Origin of the sequence: Pseudomonas sp. JUb42, from assembly GCF_024807945.1 — a bacterium.
In the GTDB taxonomy this organism is placed as follows: Bacteria; Pseudomonadota; Gammaproteobacteria; order Pseudomonadales; family Pseudomonadaceae; genus Aquipseudomonas.
The window spans coordinates 31589-50624 of sequence record NZ_JANUFD010000018.1 but is presented as its reverse complement, the minus strand read 5'-3'; the positions used below and the strand labels follow the sequence as shown (position 1 = coordinate 50624).

Sequence of the window (19036 nt, the reverse complement as noted above, 5' to 3'; positions counted from 1 at the left end):
AAACTGTTGTCCCCACAGCCACTGCGGGGCGTGGCTCGCGTTATGGCGCCGATATCGTGTTCTTCCTGCTGCTGGCGGTGACGGCGGTGCTGGTCATTTATGGCGCCGAGCAGATGAGTCAGTCCCTCACCGTGCTCGATGCGCAGCCTGTCGAGCTGTCGCCGTGGCGCCTGCCGGAATACGCGCTGCGTACCACCCTGCGCATGTTCGTTGCCCTCGGCGCGTCGCTGCTTTTTACCCTGGTGGTTGCCACGCTGGCCGCCAAGAGTCGCAAGGCCGAAATGGTCATCGTGCCCGCCCTGGATATCCTGCAATCGGTGCCGGTACTGGGTTTCCTGACCTTTACCGTGACCTTTTTCATGGGCCTGTTTCCCGGTCGACAACTGGGGGTTGAGTGCGCGGCGATTTTCGCGATTTTTACCAGCCAGGCCTGGAACATGACCTTCAGCTTCTATCAGTCCCTGCGCACCGTGCCTAAAGACTTGAACGACGTCAGCCAACAGTTCGGCCTGTCGCCATGGCGGCGCTTTGTACGCCTGGAGTTGCCGTTCGCAACGCCAGGCCTGGTCTGGAACATGATGATGTCGATGTCCGGCGGCTGGTTCTTTGTCGTCGCGTCGGAAGCCATCACCGTGGGCAATACCACCATCGATCTGCCCGGTATCGGCTCCTGGCTGGCCCTGGCCATCGCTCAGAAAAACCTCGCGGCGATTGCCTGGGCGGTGTTGGCCATGGCAGTGGTGATCCTGCTCTACGACCAACTGCTGTTCCGCCCGATCGTGGCCTGGGCCGACAAATTCCGCTTCGAGCAGACTGCTTCGCAAAAGCGCCCACGTTCCTGGGTCTACGACCTGGTACGCAATACCCGCCTGGTGCCCGGCATACTGGCTGTGCTGGCCTGGCCCGGTGAACTGCTGGCCATGGTTCGCTGGCCGAAAGTCCGGACGCTGCGGCCGCGCCCACGCTTGAGCCTGGCGCTGGATCGGCTGTGGCTGGCTGCCGTACTACTGGCCTGTGTGCTGGCTACGGTCTGGCTGGTGCGTTTTATTGGAGAAACCCAGGCCCTGAGCGATGTGTTGCACACCTTTGGTCTGGGCCTGGCGACGCTGTTGCGGGTGGTGATCCTGATCGCCATCGCCAGTCTGATCTGGGTGCCCATCGGCGTTTGGATCGGCCTGCGTCCGGCCTGGACCGAGCGCCTGCAACCGGTGGCTCAACTGTTGGCGGCGTTCCCGGCCAATATCCTGTTCCCGTTTGCGGTGATCGCCATTGTCGGCCTACACCTGAACCCGGATATCTGGCTGTCGCCGCTGATGGTGCTGGGCACTCAGTGGTACATCCTGTTCAACGTTATCGCCGGGGCCTCGGCCTTGCCCACCGACCTGCGCGAGGCCGCACAGATGTTCCGTATCCGTGGCTGGCAGTGGTGGCGGCGGGTGGCCTTGCCGGGGATTTTCCCCTACTACGTGACCGGCGCCCTGACTGCCGCCGGTGGTTCCTGGAACGCCAGTATCGTCGCCGAGGCGGTGTCCTGGGGCGACGAGCACCTGCAGGCCACAGGTCTGGGGTCGTATATCGCCAATGCCACCGAAGCCGGTGACTACCACCAGGTCGCCCTGGGTATCGTGGTCATGTCGATCTTCGTCATGGCTTTCAACCGCCTGCTCTGGCGCCCGCTGTACGTATTCGCCGAACGACGCCTGCGTCTTGATTGAACGTCTTTATTGAGGACAGTAGCCATGATCACTCTCGAAAAACGTTGCCTGGTCGATGTCCGTCAGGTCCAGCATGTCTATGGCACACCCGGCGGCAGTGAACGCCTGGTGCTGGATAACGTCGGCCTGAGCCTTTACGACAACGAAATCGTCGGCCTGCTGGGGCGTTCCGGTTCCGGTAAGTCGACGCTGTTGCGCTCCATTGCCGGGCTGGTCCAGCCCACCAGTGGCGTGGTGGACTTCCCGCCTGGCGCGGACGGCCTACCCAGCCATGTCAGCATGGTGTTCCAGAGCTTCGCCCTGTTTCCGTGGCTGACTGTGCTGGAGAACGTCGAAATCGGCCTGGAGGCGCGCAATGTGCCCGCCGAGATTCGTCGCAAGCGCGCGTTGGCGGCCATCGACCTTATCGGCCTCGACGGCTTTGAAAGCGCCTATCCCAAGGAGTTATCCGGCGGCATGCGCCAGCGGGTGGGCCTGGCCCGCGCCCTGGTGGTGGACCCGGACGTGCTGCTGATGGACGAGCCGTTCTCCGCCCTGGACGTGTTGACCGCAGAAACCCTGCGTACCGATTTGCTCGATCTGTGGGGCGAAGGGCGCATGCCGATCAAATCGATCCTGATGGTCACCCACAACATCGCCGAAGCGGTGCTGATGTGCGACCGCATCATGCTGTTCTCGGCCAATCCCGGCCGGGTGATCAGCGAGATCAAAGTCGATCTGCCGCAGCCGCGCAACCGTCACGACCCGGCATTCCGTGCGCTGGTGGAAGAAATCTACGTGAAGATGACCGGCGACGATGCGGTCGGCGTCACGCGTCCGGGCGCGTTTCCCGGTACCGGCCTGGGCATGGTCCTGCCTCAGGTGTCGACTAACACCCTGGCCGGGCTGATCGAAGCCATTCATGCCCCGGCCTACGGTGGCAAGGCCGACCTGCCGGAGCTGGCCAGCGAGCTGCACTACACTGCCGACGAGCTGTTCCCGATTGCTGAAGTGCTGCAACTGCTGCGTCTGGCCGAGCTCAAGGGCGGCGACATCCGTCTGCTCCCGGCCGCCGAACGCTATGCGTTATCCGACGTTGATGAACGCAAACAACTGTTCGCCCAGCAGTTGATGAACTTCGTACCGCTGGTGGCACATGTGCGCCGCGTCCTCGACGACCGCTCCAGCCGCAGCGCCCCGGCCCGGCGTTTTCGCGATGAACTGGAAGACTCCATGTCGGAAAACGATGCCGCCCAGACCCTGGACGTGGTGACCCAGTGGGGCCGCTATGCCGAACTGTTTGCCTATGATGAAGTGACGGATTTGTTCAGCCTGGATAATCCCTCCTGACGTGATGACATATGTGGCAAGTGCCTGGACTTGATATTGTGGGAGCGAGTCTGTGACAGCGGATTTGTGGCAGTGAATTTGTGGGAGCGGATTCATTCGCGAAAAAAGGCCAGTACTCTAATAAAAATGTATCGCTGCAAATCCGTCTTCGCGAATGAATTCGCTCCCACAGAATTCGCTCCCAATAGCTTTCACATTCCGCATCATCGAGAGAATCTGCGCCATGGGCGAGAAGGAAAACTACAGCAGGGCGCGTGGGGCATTGCGCTTGAGCGCGTTGCTGGCGCTGGCGTTCGGCATTGCCGTGGTCGATACCCTGACTGATATGGAGATCGCGGTGGGGGTATTTCATGTCGCCGTCGTCCTGTTGGCCATGAGCTTCCTGTCGCCCAAGGGCGTAGCGCGGATTGCCGTGCTGTGCCTGATCCTGACGGTCATCAGTTTCCTGGCCACCAAATCCGGCGACCACGGTTCGGGCCTGATCAATTGCCTGATCAGCCTGGCAGCGATCATCGCCGCCACCTACCTGAGCCTGCGCATGGCCATGGCCACGCGCGCAGAGCATGAGGCGCGGGCGCATCTGGCGCAGATCGGCCGGGTCAATATGCTCGGCGAACTGACGGCCTCGATTGCCCACGAAGTGAATCAGCCGCTGGCGGCCATTGCTACCAGCGGCAATGCCTGCCTGCGCTGGCTGGCAGGAGAACCGGCCAATCTGCCCAAGGCGCGTCAGGCGGTGGAGCGCATCATCAGCGACGCCCACCGCGCCAGCGAAGTGATCGCCCGGGTCCGCGCCCTGGCCAAACGTGCGCCGCCGCACAAGGAATGGCTGAACGTCGCCGATACCATTACCGGTATTCTGGCTCTTGTGCACAGCGAGCTGGAGCAACAGCGGGTGCAGCTCAACCTGCAGATCCCCGAGGGGCTGCCGCCGTTGCTGGCCGACCGTGTACAGGTCCAGCAGGTGCTGCTGAACCTGATCCTCAACGCCAGCGAAGCCATCAATGCGGCCAGGGATGAGCGTCGTGAGCTGGAAATTCGTGTCGATCAGCAACCGTCCGGGCAACTTGGCTTCGCGGTCTGCGACACGGGCATCGGCCTCGATACAGAATCTGCCGAGCGCCTGTTCGAAGCCTTCTACACCACCAAGGCCGAGGGCATGGGCATTGGCCTGGCGGTCAGTCGCTCGATCATCGAAGCCCATGGCGGCCGTATCTGGGCCAGCGCCAACCCCGGCGGCGGGGCGATTTTTCACTTCACTCTGCCTGGCAATGCCATGGAGCCAACATGACCGCCGACGCAGAATCCATTGTCTATGTCGTCGATGACGATGCCTCGATCCGTGCCTCGCTGGAGGACCTGCTGGCGTCCATCGGCCTGAATGCCCGGCTGTTCGCCTCGGTCCAGGCGTTCCTCACGGCCGAGCGGGCGGATGCGCCGGGCTGCCTGATACTCGATGTGCGCATGCCGGGCATGAGCGGCCTGGATTTTATCGACCGCATGGCCAGCGACGGCATTCTTTTGCCGGTGATCTTCATCACCGCCCATGGCGATATCCCCATGTCGGTGCGGGCCATGAAAGCCGGGGCCCTGGAGTTCCTGACCAAGCCGTTCCGCGAACAGGACCTGCTCGACGCCATCCATCAGGGGCTGGAGCGAGACCGTGAACGCCGGGCAACTGCTTCGGTGCACAGTGAACTGCTCAGGCGCCACGCCAGCCTCACCGAAGGCGAGCGCCAGGTCATGGACCTGGTGGTGACCGGCCTGCTCAACAAGCAGGTGGCGGCGCGGCTGGAGGTCAGCGAGGTCACGGTGAAAGTGCGGCGCGGCGCGCTGATGCGCAAGATGAACGCCGACTCCCTGGCTGAACTGGTGAAGATTTCCGAGCGGCTTAAGGCGGGTGGCTGAACCGGACCCAACTGGAAGACCTGTGGTTGCGAACCTGTGTAAGAAATATCGTGGGAGCGAATTCATTCGCGAAGAGGCCGGGACATTCAACGCACAGGTAGCGCCTTCACACCGCTTTCGCGAATGAATTCGCTCCCACATAATTCGCTCGAATGCAGTGGCCTGCATAAAACCGCCCCTACGCTGAAACCCCTTCTCTTTGGAGCCCCCGCTTTGCCCGCCAATCCCATTCCCCTCGTCCTGCTCCCAGGTCTGCTCAATGATCATCGCCTCTGGCAGCACCAGCAACCGGCCCTGGCAGCCTCGCGGCCGGTATTGATCCCGGACCTGACCCAGGACCTCAGCCTCGAAGCCATGGCCCGTCGGGTTCTCGATCAGGCACCTGAGCAATTCGCCCTGGCGGCGTTGTCCATGGGCGGTTATGTCGCCATGGAAATCCTTCGTCTGGCGCCGCAGCGGGTGCTCAAACTGGCGCTGTTCGACACCATGGCCCGGCCCGATAGCGAGGCTCGCGCCAAGGTGAGACGGGGCATGCTTAACCTGGCCGAGCTGGGCAAATTCAAGGGCGTAACCCCGCAACTGCTGCCCCGCCTGATGCACGCCCGCAGCCTGGGCACGCCTGCCGCACAGACCGTTCTGGATATGGCCGAGACCATCGGCAAGGACGGTTTCATCCGTCAGCAGCAAGCCATTATCGACCGCCCGGACTATATGCCGGTGCTGCAGCAAGTGAAGGTGTCGACCCTGATCGTGGTCGGGGCCGAGGATGGGGTGACGCCGCGGGAAGAGTCCGAACTGATGCACCGCAGCATTGCCGGCTCGACTCTGGTGGTGATTGCGCAATGCGGGCATTTGCCGCCGCTGGAGCATCCTGAGCGGACCCTGGAATTGCTCCAGAATTGGCTGGGTGACGAGGGCCTGTAGGCGCTGCCGCAGGTTGCGAAACGGTATGCAATGCCCAACAAAGGTGTCGGATATACCGGCCTTTTCGCGGGCAAGCCACGCTCCCACAGGATTACGCGTAACCGTTGGAGCGTGGCTTGTCGGATTGCCGCACCGCCGCGAAGGCTATAGATCGACTTATTGTTGCCCCTGCACCCTCACCGCCACCGCATCGAACATCGTCCGTAACACATGCATCTGCTGCACCGCCGCCCGGGCCAGGGGCCGGTACTCGGAGGAAATATTGTCGGCGGTTTCGTAGACGATGGCGGCGGTGCTGTCGAGGTATTCGCTGGCGAATATCAGCAGTTCTTCGGTGGGGATATCGGGGTTGAGGATGAAGAGATTGGGTATCGGTGTGTTCATAAAGATTCCTTTGCAAGTTCGGGCCCTCACACTTCGCGACTAAACAAAGGGTGGCGGCTGTGCACGGGTTAGTCGACCGTTGCAAAGGACACGGCGCGCCCGAAGGCGCCCCATACACAGCCACCATAGATCGCCAGATCGGCGATGCATTGGAGAGCTACTTTGCAAGAAGGGCGACTAAACCCCGTCGCTGCAGTCAGCGACAGGCGGCAAATTAGTCGCCTCTTCAGGCATCTTCAAGAGGTTGCGCAGCATAGCCAAAAACTTCAGAAGAGTCCTACAGCAGGGCGGTTTAACGCCTGACAAGTATTGCCAGTTGTGTGGCCGGTCGGCGTCAGATTCAGAACACCTGGGCCTGATGCAATTCGGTCAGGGACTCTGCCTTCAGGGTTGCCAGCAGCGGGTCCCGGCGATCACGGGGATGGGCAAGCTCCACCGCCAGTTCCAGGCGCACATGGCTGGGGCGATTGCCCATGATCAACACGCGATCGCTCAGGTACAGCGCCTCGTCGATATCGTGGGTGACCATCAGCAGGGCGATGTCATGCCGCTTTGCCAGGTCGAGCAACAGGTCTTGCAGCTTCATGCGGGTAAAGGCGTCCACCGCACTGAAAGGCTCATCGAGCAGCAGCACACGAGGGCGCGAATACAAGCCACGGGCAATCGCCACGCGCTGGGCCATGCCGCCGGACAATTGCTTGGGCAGGGCCTGGGCAAAGCCGCCCAAGCCGACTTCGTCGAGTAACTGGGCGACCCAGGCCGCATCGAATGCCGTGTCATCATGAAAGCCGACGTTGCGCGCCACGCTCAGCCAGGGCATCAAGCGCGGTTCCTGAAAGACGAACGCCACCTGATCGGTGCTCTGCTGCAGTTCGCCGCTGTAGTCCTGTTCAAGCCCGGCGATGATCCGCAACAGCGTGCTTTTGCCGCAGCCGCTGGGGCCCAGCAGGCTGACCACTTCACCGGGATGCAGGCGCACCTTGACGTTTTGCAGTACGCGGGTCTGGCCGAAGTCCTTGCGGTTGACCTGTATATCCAGCAATGCCTCGCTCATGCGTCGTCTCCCTGGCCAGTAAAGGTGTCGCGCCAGTGCAGCCAGCGACGCTCCAGCGCGGCGAGCAGGCCATCGCTGAGCTTGCCCAGTACCGCGAGGACGATAATCGCGGCCAGGACGATGTCCGGCCGCGACGTTTCACGGCCGTCGCTGAGCAAGTAACCCAAACCCCGGGTGGCGGCGATCAGTTCCGCTGCCACGACAAACATCCAGGCCATGCTCAGGCCGCTGCGCAATCCGGTAAACAGGCCGGGCATCGAGGCGGGCAAGAGTATTCGCCAGATCAGGCGGCGTCGGCTGAAACCGTACATCTGGCCGACTTCCACCAGGCGCCGGTCGACATCACGGATGGCCGCCACGCCATTGACGTACACCGGGAAAAACGCCCCGATGGCGATCAACACGATCTTGGAGGTTTCGTCGATACCCAGCCAGAGCAGCAGCAGGGGCACCCAGGCCAGGCTGGGGATGGCCCGCAGCCCGGCGAAGGTCGGCTCCAGCCAGGCCTCGGCTTCCCGGCTCAGGCCGACCCAGGCGGCGAACAGCAGCGCCAGGCTCGCACCGATGGCAAATCCGCCCAGTACCCGCAGCACGCTGGCCAGCACATGTTTGCCCAGCGCGCCGTGACCCAGTTCCAACAGGGTCAGCGCCACGTCGCTGGGGGCGGGCATCTGGTAGGTGGGCAGCACGCCCGCCCGCGCGGTGATTTCAAGGACTGCGATGATCAGCAGGGGTAATGCCCAACCTTTCAGTCTTGCAGCCCACTGCAGGCGTGGCGTCCTGAGTCGCCGGGGCGAGGTGTCGGACAGGGATTTGCTCGGCACGGCCATGACCTTCAGTTTTTCCCGATAACGGCAGCGCTGAACTGCGGATCGATCAACTGATCAACCACCTGGTTGACGTCCACGCCTTTGCGCACCAGCCCCTCGGACACGAGAATCGGCGCGGCAGCTTTCAGTGCGGCAATGTGTTCGGCGCCCGGTTGAGCATTGCTGAAATCGGTGCGCGACAATTGCAACTTGGCCACTTCCAGGGGCAGGCCCGATTCAGTGGCGAGCAGTTTGGCCAACTCGTCCGGGTTCTGGCGTGCCCACGCTCGGGCTTTCTCGTAGGCCTTGAGCACGGTCTCGATGGTGTGTGGCTGGGCCTTGGCATAGGCGTCGGTAACGCTCAGCACGCCATAGCTGTTGAAATCGACATTGCGGTACAGCAGGCGCGAACCGGCCTGCACCTGACTGGCGGCCAGGTGCGGGTCGAGCCCGGCCCAGGCGTCGACATCGCCTTTCTCCAGCGCGACGCGACCATCAGGATGCTGCAGGTGCACCAGTTCGACGTCATCTTTGGTCAAACCGGCCTGTTGCAGGGCGCGCAGGGTGAAGAGGTAAGGATCAGTGCCTTTGGTGGCGGCAATTTTCTTGCCCTTGAGGTCGGCCACTGTCTTGATCGGCGAGTCCTTGGCGACGGCAAGCGCGGTCCATTCCGGGCGGCTGGCGATATACACCGTCTTGATCGGGCTGCCGTTGGCACGGCTCAGCACGGCCGCAAGCCCGGCGGTCGAAGCGAAGTCGATACTGGAACTGTTGAGGTATTCCAGTGAGCGATTACTGCCCTGGCTCAATACCCAGCTGACCTTGGTCTGGGGCAGGGCCTGTTCCAGCCAGCCAAAGTGCTTGAGCACCAGGCTGGTGGGGGAGTAATAGGCGTAGTCCAGATGGACTTCGGCCGGATCCGCCGCCTGCACTTGAGTCGCGCTGGCCAAGGCGCCCGAAAGCAGGGTCGCAGTGATCAGAGGGCGGGTCCAGCGCTTGAGCAACAGCAATAATGGATGGGCGTGCATGCAGGCGTTCCTTGGTTTTTTTATCGGCTATGTCGAAAGATCAGGTAAGAGGTGCAGGCTAAATGATCTAACGGGAAGGAAATAAATAACCTTTAGGTATTAGGGTATGCCTGATTGAGCTTCGCGGCGGTTTAAAATATGCGGTTGATGGACGGCACGGCTCGACGCGGTGCGGCAGGAGCCAAGTGGTTGGCGAGCAGGGTTGATGCGGTGTGTCAGGAACGCCGCCGGGTGGCTCTTACTGCCTTGCACGAGATCAGAGAAATGTAGATGGGTAAATTTTTTGGAGATCACTCATGAGTGAAAAATTCAAAAGCCACGTACTGCAATCCGTATACGAGTCCGCCCGGGCGCTGCGGGACGTCGGAGCGATTGATGACGCGACCCTGCGCGAATTCGAGCAAGCCTGTATTGCAAGAACACCTGACGATAGCGCCGCGCAGCCCGAGGAAAGCCTGGGCGCAGATGATCTGCACTCAGTCATTTCGCTATAGTACCTAGCCTCACATCGCCTCCCTGGATATGAATCCCATGAATATCGCCAACACCGACCTCAATCTGCTCAAGGTCTTCGAGGCGTTGCACGATGAGGGCAGCGCCAGCCGTGCGGCGATTCTGTTGGGCGTAACGCAGTCGGCGGTAAGTGCGGCGCTGGCGCGGTTGCGGGTGCTGTATGACGATCAGTTGTTCCTGCGCACCGGCCGCGGCCTGACCCCGACCTTGCTGGCCAATCAGCTCAAGCCGGTGGTCTCCGAAGCCCTGGATAAATGCCGGCAGACCCTGAGCATGGCCTCGCCCATGCCCACCAGTTTCTACGGGCGTTCGGTGACCATCGGCCTGTCGGATGATTTTGAGATTGCCATCGGCCGCCGCTTGCTCGATGCCATCGCCCGGCGTGCGCCGCAACTGCGGGTGATCTTTCGCCAGAGTCACAGTCAGATCATCGGCGAAGCGTTGCTCAGTCGCAGTATCGACCTGGCGGTGTCTTCCGGTGGCCTTTCCAGCCGTACCCTGAGCCGCGAGTTGCTGGGGGAGGGTGGCTACAGTTGCCTGGTCGATCCCGAGCAATTGCAATTGGACCCGGCGACTTTCGATGTAGGCCAATTCGTCGAGCACGATCAGATACTGGTGTCTTCCGGCGGCTTTATCGGCATGGTCGATGAGGCGCTGGCGCCCTTGGGCCTCAAGCGCAAAGTGGTGGCCTCGACCACTCACTTTGCCGCATTGCCCTATTTGCTCAAGGGCACCCGCGCCATTGCCACCATTCCCGATCATGCCGCCGAAGCCATCGCCCGGATCAGCGGCCTGCAGGTGCTGGCCTGTCCGCTGCAGATGCGCCGTTATCCCATCGAACTGGGCTGGCGCACCCAGGAGCTGACCGAGGCCCCGATGATCGAGGCCAAGGCTGCGATTCAGGAATGTTTCCAGCAGGGCTGAAAACAGCCCGCGCTACAACTGCGCCCCTGCCAGCAGCACGTATTTCACATGCACATACTCCTCGATGCCGTAGTAGCTGCCCTCGCGCCCGTAGCCGGACTGCTTGATGCCGCCAAAGGGAATTGACACAGTACCGACCGAGCCCGAGTTGAGAATCACCATGCCTGCTTCCAACTGCCTGGACAGGCGCAATGAGCGTCCCAGGGCGCTGGTATAGGCATAGGCGACAAGGCCGAACTCGGTTTGGTTGGCGCGTTCGATGGCCTCCTCTTCGCTGGCGAAGGGGTAGATGGCGAACACCGGGCCGAAGATTTCGTTCTGCGCCAGAGGCGAATCGTCGCTCAGGCCAGTCAGAATCGTCGGCTCGTAAAACAGCCCGCCCTTGGCGTGGGGCTTGCCGCCCAGCAGCACTTTGGCCCCGGCCGCCTTGGCCTGTTCCACCAGGCTGACGACCTTGTCGAAGCCCATCTTGTTGACCATCGGCCCGACCACGAAATCGGCGCGCAGGCCCTGATCGACATCGATGGCTTCGACGGCGGCCTTCACCTTGGCGAGGAAAGGTTCGAGGATGCTCTGCTGCACAAAGATGCGGTTAGGCGAGATACACACCTGCCCGGAGTTGCGCAGTTTGGCGCCGACCAGGCCCTTGACCGCTTCATCCAGATTGGCGTCGTCGAACACGATAAAGGGCGCGTTGCCGCCCAGTTCCATGGTCATTTTCTTGATGGTCTGGGCGCATTGGGCGGCCAGCAACTTGCCGACGTTGGTCGAGCCGGTGAAGGAGATTTTGCGGATGCGCGGCTCGGCGGTGAGGATCACGCCGATCTCTTTTGGATCGCCGACCAGCATTTCCAGTACGCCTTCGGGAATGCCGGCTTTTCGTGCATGTTCCAGCAGTTTGAAGGCAGTCAGCGGCGTGTCTTCGGCGGGTTTGATGATCATGGTGCAGCCCGCCGCCAGGGCCGTGGCGACCTTGCGGGTGATCATCATGAACGGGAAGTTCCACGGCGTGATTGCCGCCACCGGGCCGATGGGCTCCTTGGTGACCATCACCTGGGCATTCTTGTCGTGGGTCGGAATAGTATCGCCGTAGACGCGCTTGGCTTCTTCGGCGTACCACTCGATAAAGCCCAGGCCATAGTCGATTTCGCCACGGGCTTCGGTCAGGCATTTGCCGTTTTCCTTGACCATGAGTTCGGCGAAGGCTTCCTTGTCGGCCTTGACGCTGTCGTGCCAGCGGCGAAGGATGTCACTGCGTTCCTTGGCCAGTTTCCCTGACCATTCAGGAAAAGCGGCGCAGGTGCGTTCCACGGCGCTGCGAACGGCGTCAGCGTCGCTTTGTGCAACACGACCCACTTCGCTGCCATCGGCGGGGTTATAGACAATGAGCATGGCGTGATCTCCAGAGGATAAACCTTGGCGCGAGGAAGTCGCGCCGGGTGCATTCAAGGTAAGGCCGATGGTCATTGCGGCGAATGCCGGTTTATCTGCGGGGCTTGCCTAATCCGATGAGGTTGCAGATGTAGGACCGGCTTTAGCCGGGAGGAGGCCCTCGTGGCTAAAGGCGCTCCTACACGGGTCTGTCTGTCCCAGGCATCACAACCACGCACGCGCATACAAGCGCCACTAGCGACGGGCGCCCGTGGTTGTCTGTGGTGCCGGATTACTGCCGGTGGAGGCGTCAGTCAGTGGTGTTGATGCGCATCACCGATTTGCCGATCTGTTGCCGGGCTTCGATGCGGGCATGGATGTCCTGCACCTCGTCCATCGTGTAATGCCCTTCGATCTCGATGCTCAAGGAGCCTTCGAGAATCGCTGCAAATACCGCATCGGCACGGCGTTGCACGGTGGGGCCATCGCTCATGTGATCGGCCAGGCGTGGTCGGGTGAGAAACAGTGAACCGGCTTCGCCCAGCTCGATGGGGTCCAGGTCGGTAATGGAGCCTGAGACATTGCCGTAGTTGACGATCAGGCCACGGGTGCGACAGGCGCGGAAACTCTCGCGCAGGGTGCTTTTGCCGAGGGAGTCGAATACCACATCGACGCCCACGCCCTGTGTGGCCTCGTGAATACGTTCGGCAAAACCGTCATAAGACATGGCCTGATCGGCGCCGCGTTGCCGGGCAATCGCACATTTTTCCGGGGTGCTGGCGGTTGCGAAGACCCGGGCGCCGCGACGCTTGGCCATCTGTACCAGTAACTGACCAATGCTCCCGGAAGCGGCGTGAATCAGGCAGGTGCTGCCTTCGTGCAGGCGGGCGATATCCTCGACCAGATAGTGTGCCGTGGCACCCTGGAAGATGGCCGCCGCGGCCATATCGAACGGGATGGCGTCGGGAATTTTTGCCACCCGTGCCGCCGGGATACTGGCGTATTCGGCGTAACTGCCCCAGGCGATGCACCAGGCGACCCGGTCGCCAAGAGCCAGATGCTCGACGCCTTCAGCGACTGCGACGATCTCGCCGGAGCCTTCCATGCCCAGGGTGCAGGGCAGGCGCACTGGATAAGTGACGGAGGTGGCGTACTTGCCTTGGCGAGTATGCACATCCATGAAGTTGATCCCGGCGCAGGCGACCTTGACTACAACATGGCCGGGGCTGACGGTGGGCCTGGGCATGTCGGTGCGAATCTGCACGACGTCCGGGCCGCCATAGGTTTGGATGGTGATGGCTTTCATGGGGTAATGACTCTCATAGGCTGATGGCGCTCATAGGCAGGTTCAGAACAAAGGGCAGGGTGCTCAGAGAGCCGGCGCTGTCGCCAGGAAACTCCACTGGTGTGCCGACTGCAATGGCCGCGCGCAGCACGCAGGTGAAGGCCAGCAGCAGTGTCATTCATGGTAAAACCTGGCGTACGGTTCGAGAACTCCCGAAAAATTCCCTATATCTGATCGGAAATAACCCGATGTTTGACTGGCAGGATCTGTATTTCTTTACCGTACTGGCCCGCACCCAGTCCCTGTCGGCTGCTGCCAGGGAACTACAGGTCGAGCACGCCACGGTGGGCCGTCGCCTCGACGCGCTGGAAAAATCCCTTGGCCTGCGCCTGGTCGACCGCTTGCCCCGCAGCCGGCCCCTGACGGCGGACGGCCGGGCACTGGCGCGGATCGCCGGGGCCATGGCGGGGATCTCCACGGAGATCGCACAGATGTCGCGCCTCGCGTCCATCGAGGTGGCCGGTACCGTGCGGGTCAGTGCGCCGCCGTCCATGGCCATCCATTGCATCGCCCCGCGCATCAGCGCCTTGCGCGAGCAGCATCCCAAGTTGAATGTAGTCCTGTTGCCGTCGTTATCCCTGGCATCGCTGGACAAAGGCGAAGCCGACATCGCCCTGCGCACCCTGCGCCCCGAGGAAGAAGCGCTGGTGCGTAGGAAGATCGGCGCCGTGCGCTTTGCCTTGTATGGGAGTGAAGCATTCAAGGCGCGTCCTGCCGAGCAGTGGACCTTCATCGGCTACGACGAAGGCCGCGATCAACTGCCGCAACAGCAGTGGCTGCATCAGATCAGACGACATAGGCCGGTGGTATTTTGCGCAGGCGATATCCCCTCGCAACAGATGGCTGCGCGGTTCGGCGTGGGAGCTGTGGTGTTGCCGACTCTCGTCGGTGACAACGACCCGGCATTGCAGCGCCTGCCGGTGGACAGCGAAGCACCGGTCAGGGATATCTGGCTGACGGCCTACCCGGACCTGCGCCGCTCGCCATCGGTGAAGGCAGTGATGGATTTTCTGGTGGAGTGCGTGCAGCAAGAGCCATTGTTGCGGTATTGAGTGATGCACACGGGCCCTGTCAAACACAACGCGACTTTTTGAATTGGAACGCGATTCTGTAGAACCGGCTATAGCCGGTCCTGCAAGTCAGGTGTTTGCCGCACGACAGCGCTGTGACAGGGATCAGCCTTTGAGCTTCTCGATCACCTGCTCAGTGGTCCACAGTGCATTGGCAATAAAGCGGTAGTTGATAAGCGCGGCCAGGTAGCCATCGCCTTCAGGGATACGCGGTGCGGCGGTGGCGTCGCGCACGACGATGACTTCAAAACCCTGTTCCACCAGGTCGCGCAGGTGCGACTCGACGCAGAGGTTGGCGGCCATGCCGGCGAGTATCACCTGAGACACGCCTTTCTTGCGCAACTGCAGCGTCAGGTCGTTGGTCTGCGGGCCGTAGACCTTGTGGGGCGAGCAGATGATGGTCTTGCCGTCGAGAATGAACGGTTTGTACTGCGGCATGAAGTCGGCGCCGGAGTTTTCGAAGCCCTCAAGGCTCAGGGGCGACTTGCGGTCGAACATGCCGATTTCATGCATGGTCTTTTCCAGCGGTCCGCCATGTTCCCATTCGTGATCGCAGGGGTAGTAATAGTGCGGTGAAACGGCGACGGTGATCCCGGCTTTCTTCGCCGCTTCGAACAATTGGCCCAGGTGGCCGACCACGCCGTTTTCGGTGACGCTGTCGCCAACCAGGGGCCAGGTCACGCCTTCGGGGCTGAGGAAGTCGATCTGCGGATCAATCACCACCAGCGCTGCGCGGGACAGGTCCAGTTGCAGGCCGGTGGCACCCAGGGCAGGGTTGGCCGGGTCTTCGTAGTAGGGCGATGCAGGGCGCGGGTTGCTCGATTCAGTGCTCATTGTGAGGCTCCTCGGATTGGCATAACCTCTTGCCGGCGCGACTGCCTGCAAGTGGGTTTATCCTGCCCCTTCGCGCCGCACGGGTTTTGACCTGACGTCCGCGTTTTTTACCTGAAGAGACTCAATGGACGCGCTTTCCGAGTTTTTCGATCGAATCCAGATGACCGGTCGGCTGTTCTATGCCGGCACGGTGTTCGACACCCTGGATATCAACAAGCCGGACGGCACCGCATTTATCCATATCGTTGAGCGCGGCGGCCTTGATCTGGTGCGTCGGGGCCATCCCTCCATCGCCCTCGACGGCCCCACAGTGCTGCTCTGCCCGAGTACCTGCCGCTACAAGCTGGAGCCCAATCGCGATGAAGGTGCCGAGATCATCTGCGCGACCTTCGAGTTCGGCGTCAGCATGGCCCGCTCCTTTCCCTTGGGCGTGACCGATACCCTGGTCTTCCCGTTGCTCGACGGCGACGCATTGCTGCCGGTGATCAATGCCCTGCTGGCGGAGTACCGCGGCAAGGACGCCGGGCATCGCAAGGGCCTTGGCGTGCTGTTCGAATACGTCCTCATCGTGCTGGTAAGACGGGCGCTCAGCGAGGGCATGATCGCCAAAGGTGGCCTGAGTGCAATTGTCGATCCGCAACTGGGCAAGGCCATCAACGCCATTCACCTGAGCCCCGAGCAGGACTGGAACCTCAGGCAACTGGCAGAGCTGGCCTGTATGTCGCGCACGAAATTCTCGGCGCAGTTTCTCAAAGTGGTGGGGGTATCGCCGATTGCCTACCTGACCGCCTGGCGCATGAAACTGGCCCGGGACCTTATGAAGCAGGGGGTGAAACTGAAGATAGTCGCCGCTTCGGTGGGCTATGGCTCACAAGCGGCGCTGAGCCGGGCTTTCACCCAGGAAATGGGCCTGCCGCCGGGGGAGTGGCTTAAGCGGCAGGGCTGAGAAAAGACCCTGTGGGAGCGAATTCATTCGCGAATAGGCCGGTACATCCAATGCACTTGTATCGTCTGAAATACCGCTTTCGCGAATGAATTCGCTCCCACAAAAGTGTTCTTTATCTCAGCTGGTTACTTTGTGTTTGATATCGCAAAGTTGCGGCCCAAAACAATAGCGCGATCAAACTGACACCCATCCCCAACAAACACACGCCCGACCAGCCAAACGCTGCATAGGTCGCCGTGGACGCAACCGCCCCCAATCCGCTGCCTGCGGCATAGAACAGCATGTAGCCGCCAATCACCCGGCTCTGGGCATCGGGTCGGGCGTGCAGGATCATGCTCTGGTTGGTGACATGAATGGCCTGTCCGGCAAGGTCCAGGGCGATGATGCCCAGCACCAGCCAGGCCATGGAGTGAAGGGTGAACCACAGGGGCAGCCAGGACAGCGCCAGCAGTAACAGGGCCAGGCCAGTGACCCATTGTCCCAATCCGCGATCCGCCCAGCGCCCGGCACGGGCCGCCGCCAGCGCACCGACCACGCCGACCAGGCCAAAAGTGCCAATAGCCGTGTGGGACAGTGCATAAGGCGGGGTGCTCAGGGGGAAGACCAGGGCACTCCAGAAGATGCTGAACACCGCAAACATCAACAGCGCGAGCAGGCCACGCACTTGCAATACAGGTTCCTCGCGCAGCAGGCTGAACATCGACAGAATCAGTTGCGGGTAGGGCAGGGGCCGCGCCGAGGGGCGCTGATCGGGCAGCACTCGCCAGAGCATGACGGCCAACACGGCCATCATCAGCGCCGATGTCAGATACACCCCGCGCCAACCCGCCAGATCGCTGATAAATCCGGCGAACAGCCGTGCCAGTAACAGCCCCATGAAGACACCACCCTGCACCGTGCCCACCACCTGGCCGCGCTCTTCGGACGAGGCACAGGTCGCGGCGTAGGCAATCAGGCCCTGGGTCATGGCTGTGCCCAACAGGCCTACGATGAGCATGCCGATCAGCAGGGTGACAGTGTCTTGGGCCAGGCTGACCCAGAGCAGGCTGCTGATCAGGGCGATTGTCTGCATGAGGATCAGGTGCCGCCGATTGAGTTGATCGCCCAGCGGCACCAGCAGCAACAACGCCATGGCACTGCCGAGTTGTGTCGCGGTGACGATTGCGCCCGCAGCGCCCGGGCCAATGGCGAACTCCGCGGCCAGGGCATCCAGCAGCGGTTGCGCGTAATACACGTTGGCCACGCTCAAGCCGCAGGCACAGGCAAACAGGGCGACCAGAGCGCGGGGCAAGCGCGCGCCGGGGAGGGTGGCGGTCAAGGTTATGTCGAAGGGCATTGGCGACGCTCCGCAATCCGGTTTCAAATCAAGACTTGTTTTATTCTAGGGTAACCAGTCTTTAATTGAAACTGGATGTACACTGTGCCCACAGCAAAAGGAGTCCTTATGGCCAAGCATCAACCCGCCCACGGCGAAACCTGCCCGGTGGCGCGTTCCCTCGATTTGATCGGTGATCGCTGGTCGTTGTTGATCGTGCGCGATGCCTTCGACGGCACTCGGCGCTTCGGCGATTTTCAGCAGGGTTTGGGTGTGGCTCGCAGTGTCCTGGCCGACCGCCTCAAACGTTTGGTCGACGCGGGGATTCTTGCGGTGGCACCGGCCTCGGATGGCACGGCCTATCAGGAGTACCAGCTCACGCCGCAGGGCGAGAGCCTGTTCCCGCTGGTGGTGGCGTTGCGGCAATGGGGTGAGCGCTACCTGTTCCAGCCCGGTGAAGCGCGCTCGCAACTGGTCGAGACGCACAGCGGCCAGCCGCTGGGATTGATGCAGCCGGTAACGGCAGAGGGCAGGGTGGTTGCGGCGGGGGAGACGCAGGTGCAGAAACCTTGACCGTCAATATCAGGGCAGTTGGCCAAGGGGCTGTAATTCGCGGATCAGCTCAATCAACAGGCGCAGGCCCACGGGCACCTGACGGAAGCTGGAATAGTAGATGTGAAAGCCGGGATCGGTGCTGGCCCAGTCTGTCAGTACCGCCTGCAACGTGCCGTCGGCGATCAGTTGCGTCACCACCGGCTCCGGCACGTACATCAGGCCCGCACCCCGGCAGGCCAGTTCCAGGCCGATGCGGCTTTCGTCGATGGTGATAGCACCGGGGACATCAATCTCCAGTTGCTCGCCGTCCTTCTCGAACTCCCAGTTGTACATCCGTGCATTGCCCAGGCGGATGCGCAGACAGCGGTGTCGTTTCAATTCCTCGGGATGCTGTGGCGTGCCGAAACGCTGTAAGTACTCCGGCGTGCCGACCACGGCCCAGCGGATATCCGGAGACAGCCGTTGGGCGATCATGTCCTCCGGCACCGTGCCGCCGAAGCGGATTCCGGCATCGTGGCCATCACCGATTACATCGATCATGCGATTGCTGACGGTCAGATCGATTTCGATACCGGGGTAGCGCTCGACAAATACCGGCAGCACCGGCCCCAGAATCAAGGCCGCGCCATCGCTGAGGGCATTCAGACGAATGCGCCCGGCGGGTTCGTCCCGCAGGCGGTTAAGGGCCTCCAGAGCCTGGCCGATCTCGTTGAGCGGGCTGCTGATCAGGCTTTGCAGCTCCTCACCCGCGGCGGTCAGGGTAACGCTGCGGGTGGTGCGGTTGAGCAGGCGTACACCCAGCCGGGCTTCCAGGCCTTTCATGGCGTGGCTCAAGGCCGAAGCACTGATACCGACTTCCAACCCGGCCCGGCTGAAGCTTTTCTGACGGGCAATGGCGAGGAAATACACGATATCCACCAGATTGGCGCGGTTGAGTTGCATGGGGTTCCTCGATACGGCCGATGGTATGGCGGGGGCCTGTGATGCTAGAACATAACGATGGCAGCTGATA

At 61.8% G+C, this 19036-nt stretch carries 19 protein-coding genes and 2 pseudogenes; 11 read left to right on the top strand and 10 right to left on the bottom strand.

What is annotated here, in order from left to right:
• Positions 1-113: 113 nt before the first annotated feature.
• The 6 genes and pseudogenes from M2401_RS34820 to M2401_RS28920 form a co-directional block, all read left to right on the top strand.
• Positions 114-909 (top strand): annotated as a pseudogene (locus M2401_RS34820) (ABC transporter permease subunit); the annotation flags it as partial.
• 71 nt (positions 910-980) lie between these two features.
• Positions 981-1715 (top strand): annotated as a pseudogene (locus M2401_RS34815) (ABC transporter permease subunit); the annotation flags it as partial.
• Between the two features lie 24 nt (positions 1716-1739).
• Entirely contained in the window at positions 1740-3044 is a 1305-nt protein-coding gene (locus M2401_RS28935) for an AAA-associated domain-containing protein (RefSeq protein WP_259109055.1), read from the top strand.
• Positions 3045-3267: 223 nt separating this feature from the next.
• Positions 3268-4335 carry a sensor histidine kinase gene (locus tag M2401_RS28930; RefSeq protein ID WP_259109046.1) on the top strand — a complete coding sequence of 356 codons (1068 nt, stop codon included), beginning with the start codon at positions 3268-3270 and terminating at the stop codon, positions 4333-4335.
• Positions 4332-4952 carry a response regulator transcription factor gene (locus M2401_RS28925; RefSeq protein WP_259109044.1) on the top strand — a complete coding sequence of 207 codons (621 nt, stop codon included), beginning with the start codon at positions 4332-4334 and terminating at the stop codon, positions 4950-4952. The genes M2401_RS28930 and M2401_RS28925 overlap by 4 nt, the downstream gene beginning before the upstream one ends.
• Before the next feature lie 213 nt (positions 4953-5165).
• On the top strand, positions 5166-5876 hold the full coding sequence (locus M2401_RS28920; protein WP_259109042.1) for an alpha/beta fold hydrolase: 711 nt from the start codon (positions 5166-5168) through the stop codon (positions 5874-5876).
• Positions 5877-6032: 156 nt separating this feature from the next.
• Here M2401_RS28920 and M2401_RS28915 read toward each other — a convergent pair whose 3' ends face one another.
• The 4 genes from M2401_RS28915 to M2401_RS28900 all read right to left on the bottom strand — a co-directional run bounded on the left by M2401_RS28915 (position 6033) and on the right by M2401_RS28900 (position 9151).
• A complete protein-coding gene (locus M2401_RS28915) occupies positions 6033-6260 on the bottom strand; it encodes a DUF6124 family protein (protein WP_259109040.1) in 228 nt (75 codons plus the stop codon).
• A 340-nt stretch (positions 6261-6600) separates the two neighbouring features.
• Positions 6601-7314, bottom strand: a complete 714-nt coding sequence (locus M2401_RS28910; protein WP_259109037.1) for an ABC transporter ATP-binding protein — start codon at positions 7312-7314, stop codon at positions 6601-6603.
• Positions 7311-8144, bottom strand: a complete 834-nt coding sequence (locus M2401_RS28905; protein ID WP_259109035.1) for an ABC transporter permease — start codon at positions 8142-8144, stop codon at positions 7311-7313. The genes M2401_RS28910 and M2401_RS28905 overlap by 4 nt, the downstream gene beginning before the upstream one ends.
• Positions 8145-8149: 5 nt before the next feature.
• Positions 8150-9151 (bottom strand): aliphatic sulfonate ABC transporter substrate-binding protein, encoded by a 1002-nt coding sequence (locus M2401_RS28900; protein WP_259109033.1) that lies wholly within the window; start codon positions 9149-9151, stop codon positions 8150-8152.
• A 296-nt stretch (positions 9152-9447) separates the two neighbouring features.
• Here M2401_RS28900 and M2401_RS28895 point away from each other — a divergent pair, with 296 nt between their 5' ends.
• Together M2401_RS28895 and M2401_RS28890 are read left to right on the top strand one after the other, a co-directional pair.
• Positions 9448-9645 (top strand): DNA-binding protein, encoded by a 198-nt coding sequence (locus tag M2401_RS28895; RefSeq protein ID WP_259109032.1) that lies wholly within the window; start codon positions 9448-9450, stop codon positions 9643-9645.
• A gap of 28 nt (positions 9646-9673) precedes the next feature.
• Positions 9674-10588 (top strand): LysR family transcriptional regulator, encoded by a 915-nt coding sequence (locus M2401_RS28890; RefSeq protein WP_259109030.1) that lies wholly within the window; start codon positions 9674-9676, stop codon positions 10586-10588.
• Between the two features lie 12 nt (positions 10589-10600).
• Here the strand turns inward: M2401_RS28890 and M2401_RS28885 are convergent, their stop codons facing one another.
• The 3 genes from M2401_RS28885 to M2401_RS28875 form a co-directional block, all read right to left on the bottom strand.
• Positions 10601-11980 (bottom strand): NAD-dependent succinate-semialdehyde dehydrogenase, encoded by a 1380-nt coding sequence (locus M2401_RS28885; RefSeq protein WP_259109029.1) that lies wholly within the window; start codon positions 11978-11980, stop codon positions 10601-10603.
• A gap of 289 nt (positions 11981-12269) precedes the next feature.
• Complete coding sequence (locus tag M2401_RS28880; RefSeq protein WP_259109027.1) at positions 12270-13265, bottom strand: quinone oxidoreductase; 996 nt, start codon at positions 13263-13265, stop codon at positions 12270-12272.
• Between the two features lie 13 nt (positions 13266-13278).
• On the bottom strand, positions 13279-13422 hold the full coding sequence (locus tag M2401_RS28875; RefSeq protein ID WP_259109025.1) for a hypothetical protein: 144 nt from the start codon (positions 13420-13422) through the stop codon (positions 13279-13281).
• Positions 13423-13492: 70 nt separating this feature from the next.
• Here M2401_RS28875 and M2401_RS28870 point away from each other — a divergent pair, with 70 nt between their 5' ends.
• Positions 13493-14356 (top strand): LysR family transcriptional regulator, encoded by an 864-nt coding sequence (locus M2401_RS28870; RefSeq protein ID WP_259109024.1) that lies wholly within the window; start codon positions 13493-13495, stop codon positions 14354-14356.
• A gap of 123 nt (positions 14357-14479) precedes the next feature.
• Here the strand turns inward: M2401_RS28870 and M2401_RS28865 are convergent, their stop codons facing one another.
• Positions 14480-15208 (bottom strand): cysteine hydrolase family protein, encoded by a 729-nt coding sequence (locus tag M2401_RS28865; protein WP_259109022.1) that lies wholly within the window; start codon positions 15206-15208, stop codon positions 14480-14482.
• Between the two features lie 124 nt (positions 15209-15332).
• On the opposite strand from M2401_RS28865, the gene M2401_RS28860 reads away from it, so the two are divergent.
• Positions 15333-16154, top strand: coding sequence for an AraC family transcriptional regulator (locus M2401_RS28860; protein ID WP_259109021.1), 822 nt, complete (start codon positions 15333-15335; stop codon positions 16152-16154).
• A gap of 112 nt (positions 16155-16266) precedes the next feature.
• Here the strand turns inward: M2401_RS28860 and M2401_RS28855 are convergent, their stop codons facing one another.
• Positions 16267-17490, bottom strand: coding sequence for an MFS transporter (locus M2401_RS28855; protein WP_259109019.1), 1224 nt, complete (start codon positions 17488-17490; stop codon positions 16267-16269).
• Between the two features lie 108 nt (positions 17491-17598).
• Here M2401_RS28855 and M2401_RS28850 point away from each other — a divergent pair, with 108 nt between their 5' ends.
• Complete coding sequence (locus tag M2401_RS28850) at positions 17599-18042, top strand: helix-turn-helix domain-containing protein (RefSeq protein ID WP_259109017.1); 444 nt, start codon at positions 17599-17601, stop codon at positions 18040-18042.
• Between the two features lie 9 nt (positions 18043-18051).
• On the opposite strand, the gene M2401_RS28845 is transcribed toward M2401_RS28850, so the two are convergent.
• A complete protein-coding gene (locus M2401_RS28845) occupies positions 18052-18966 on the bottom strand; it encodes a LysR family transcriptional regulator (protein ID WP_259109014.1) in 915 nt (304 codons plus the stop codon).
• Between the last annotated feature and the right edge of the window lie 70 nt (positions 18967-19036).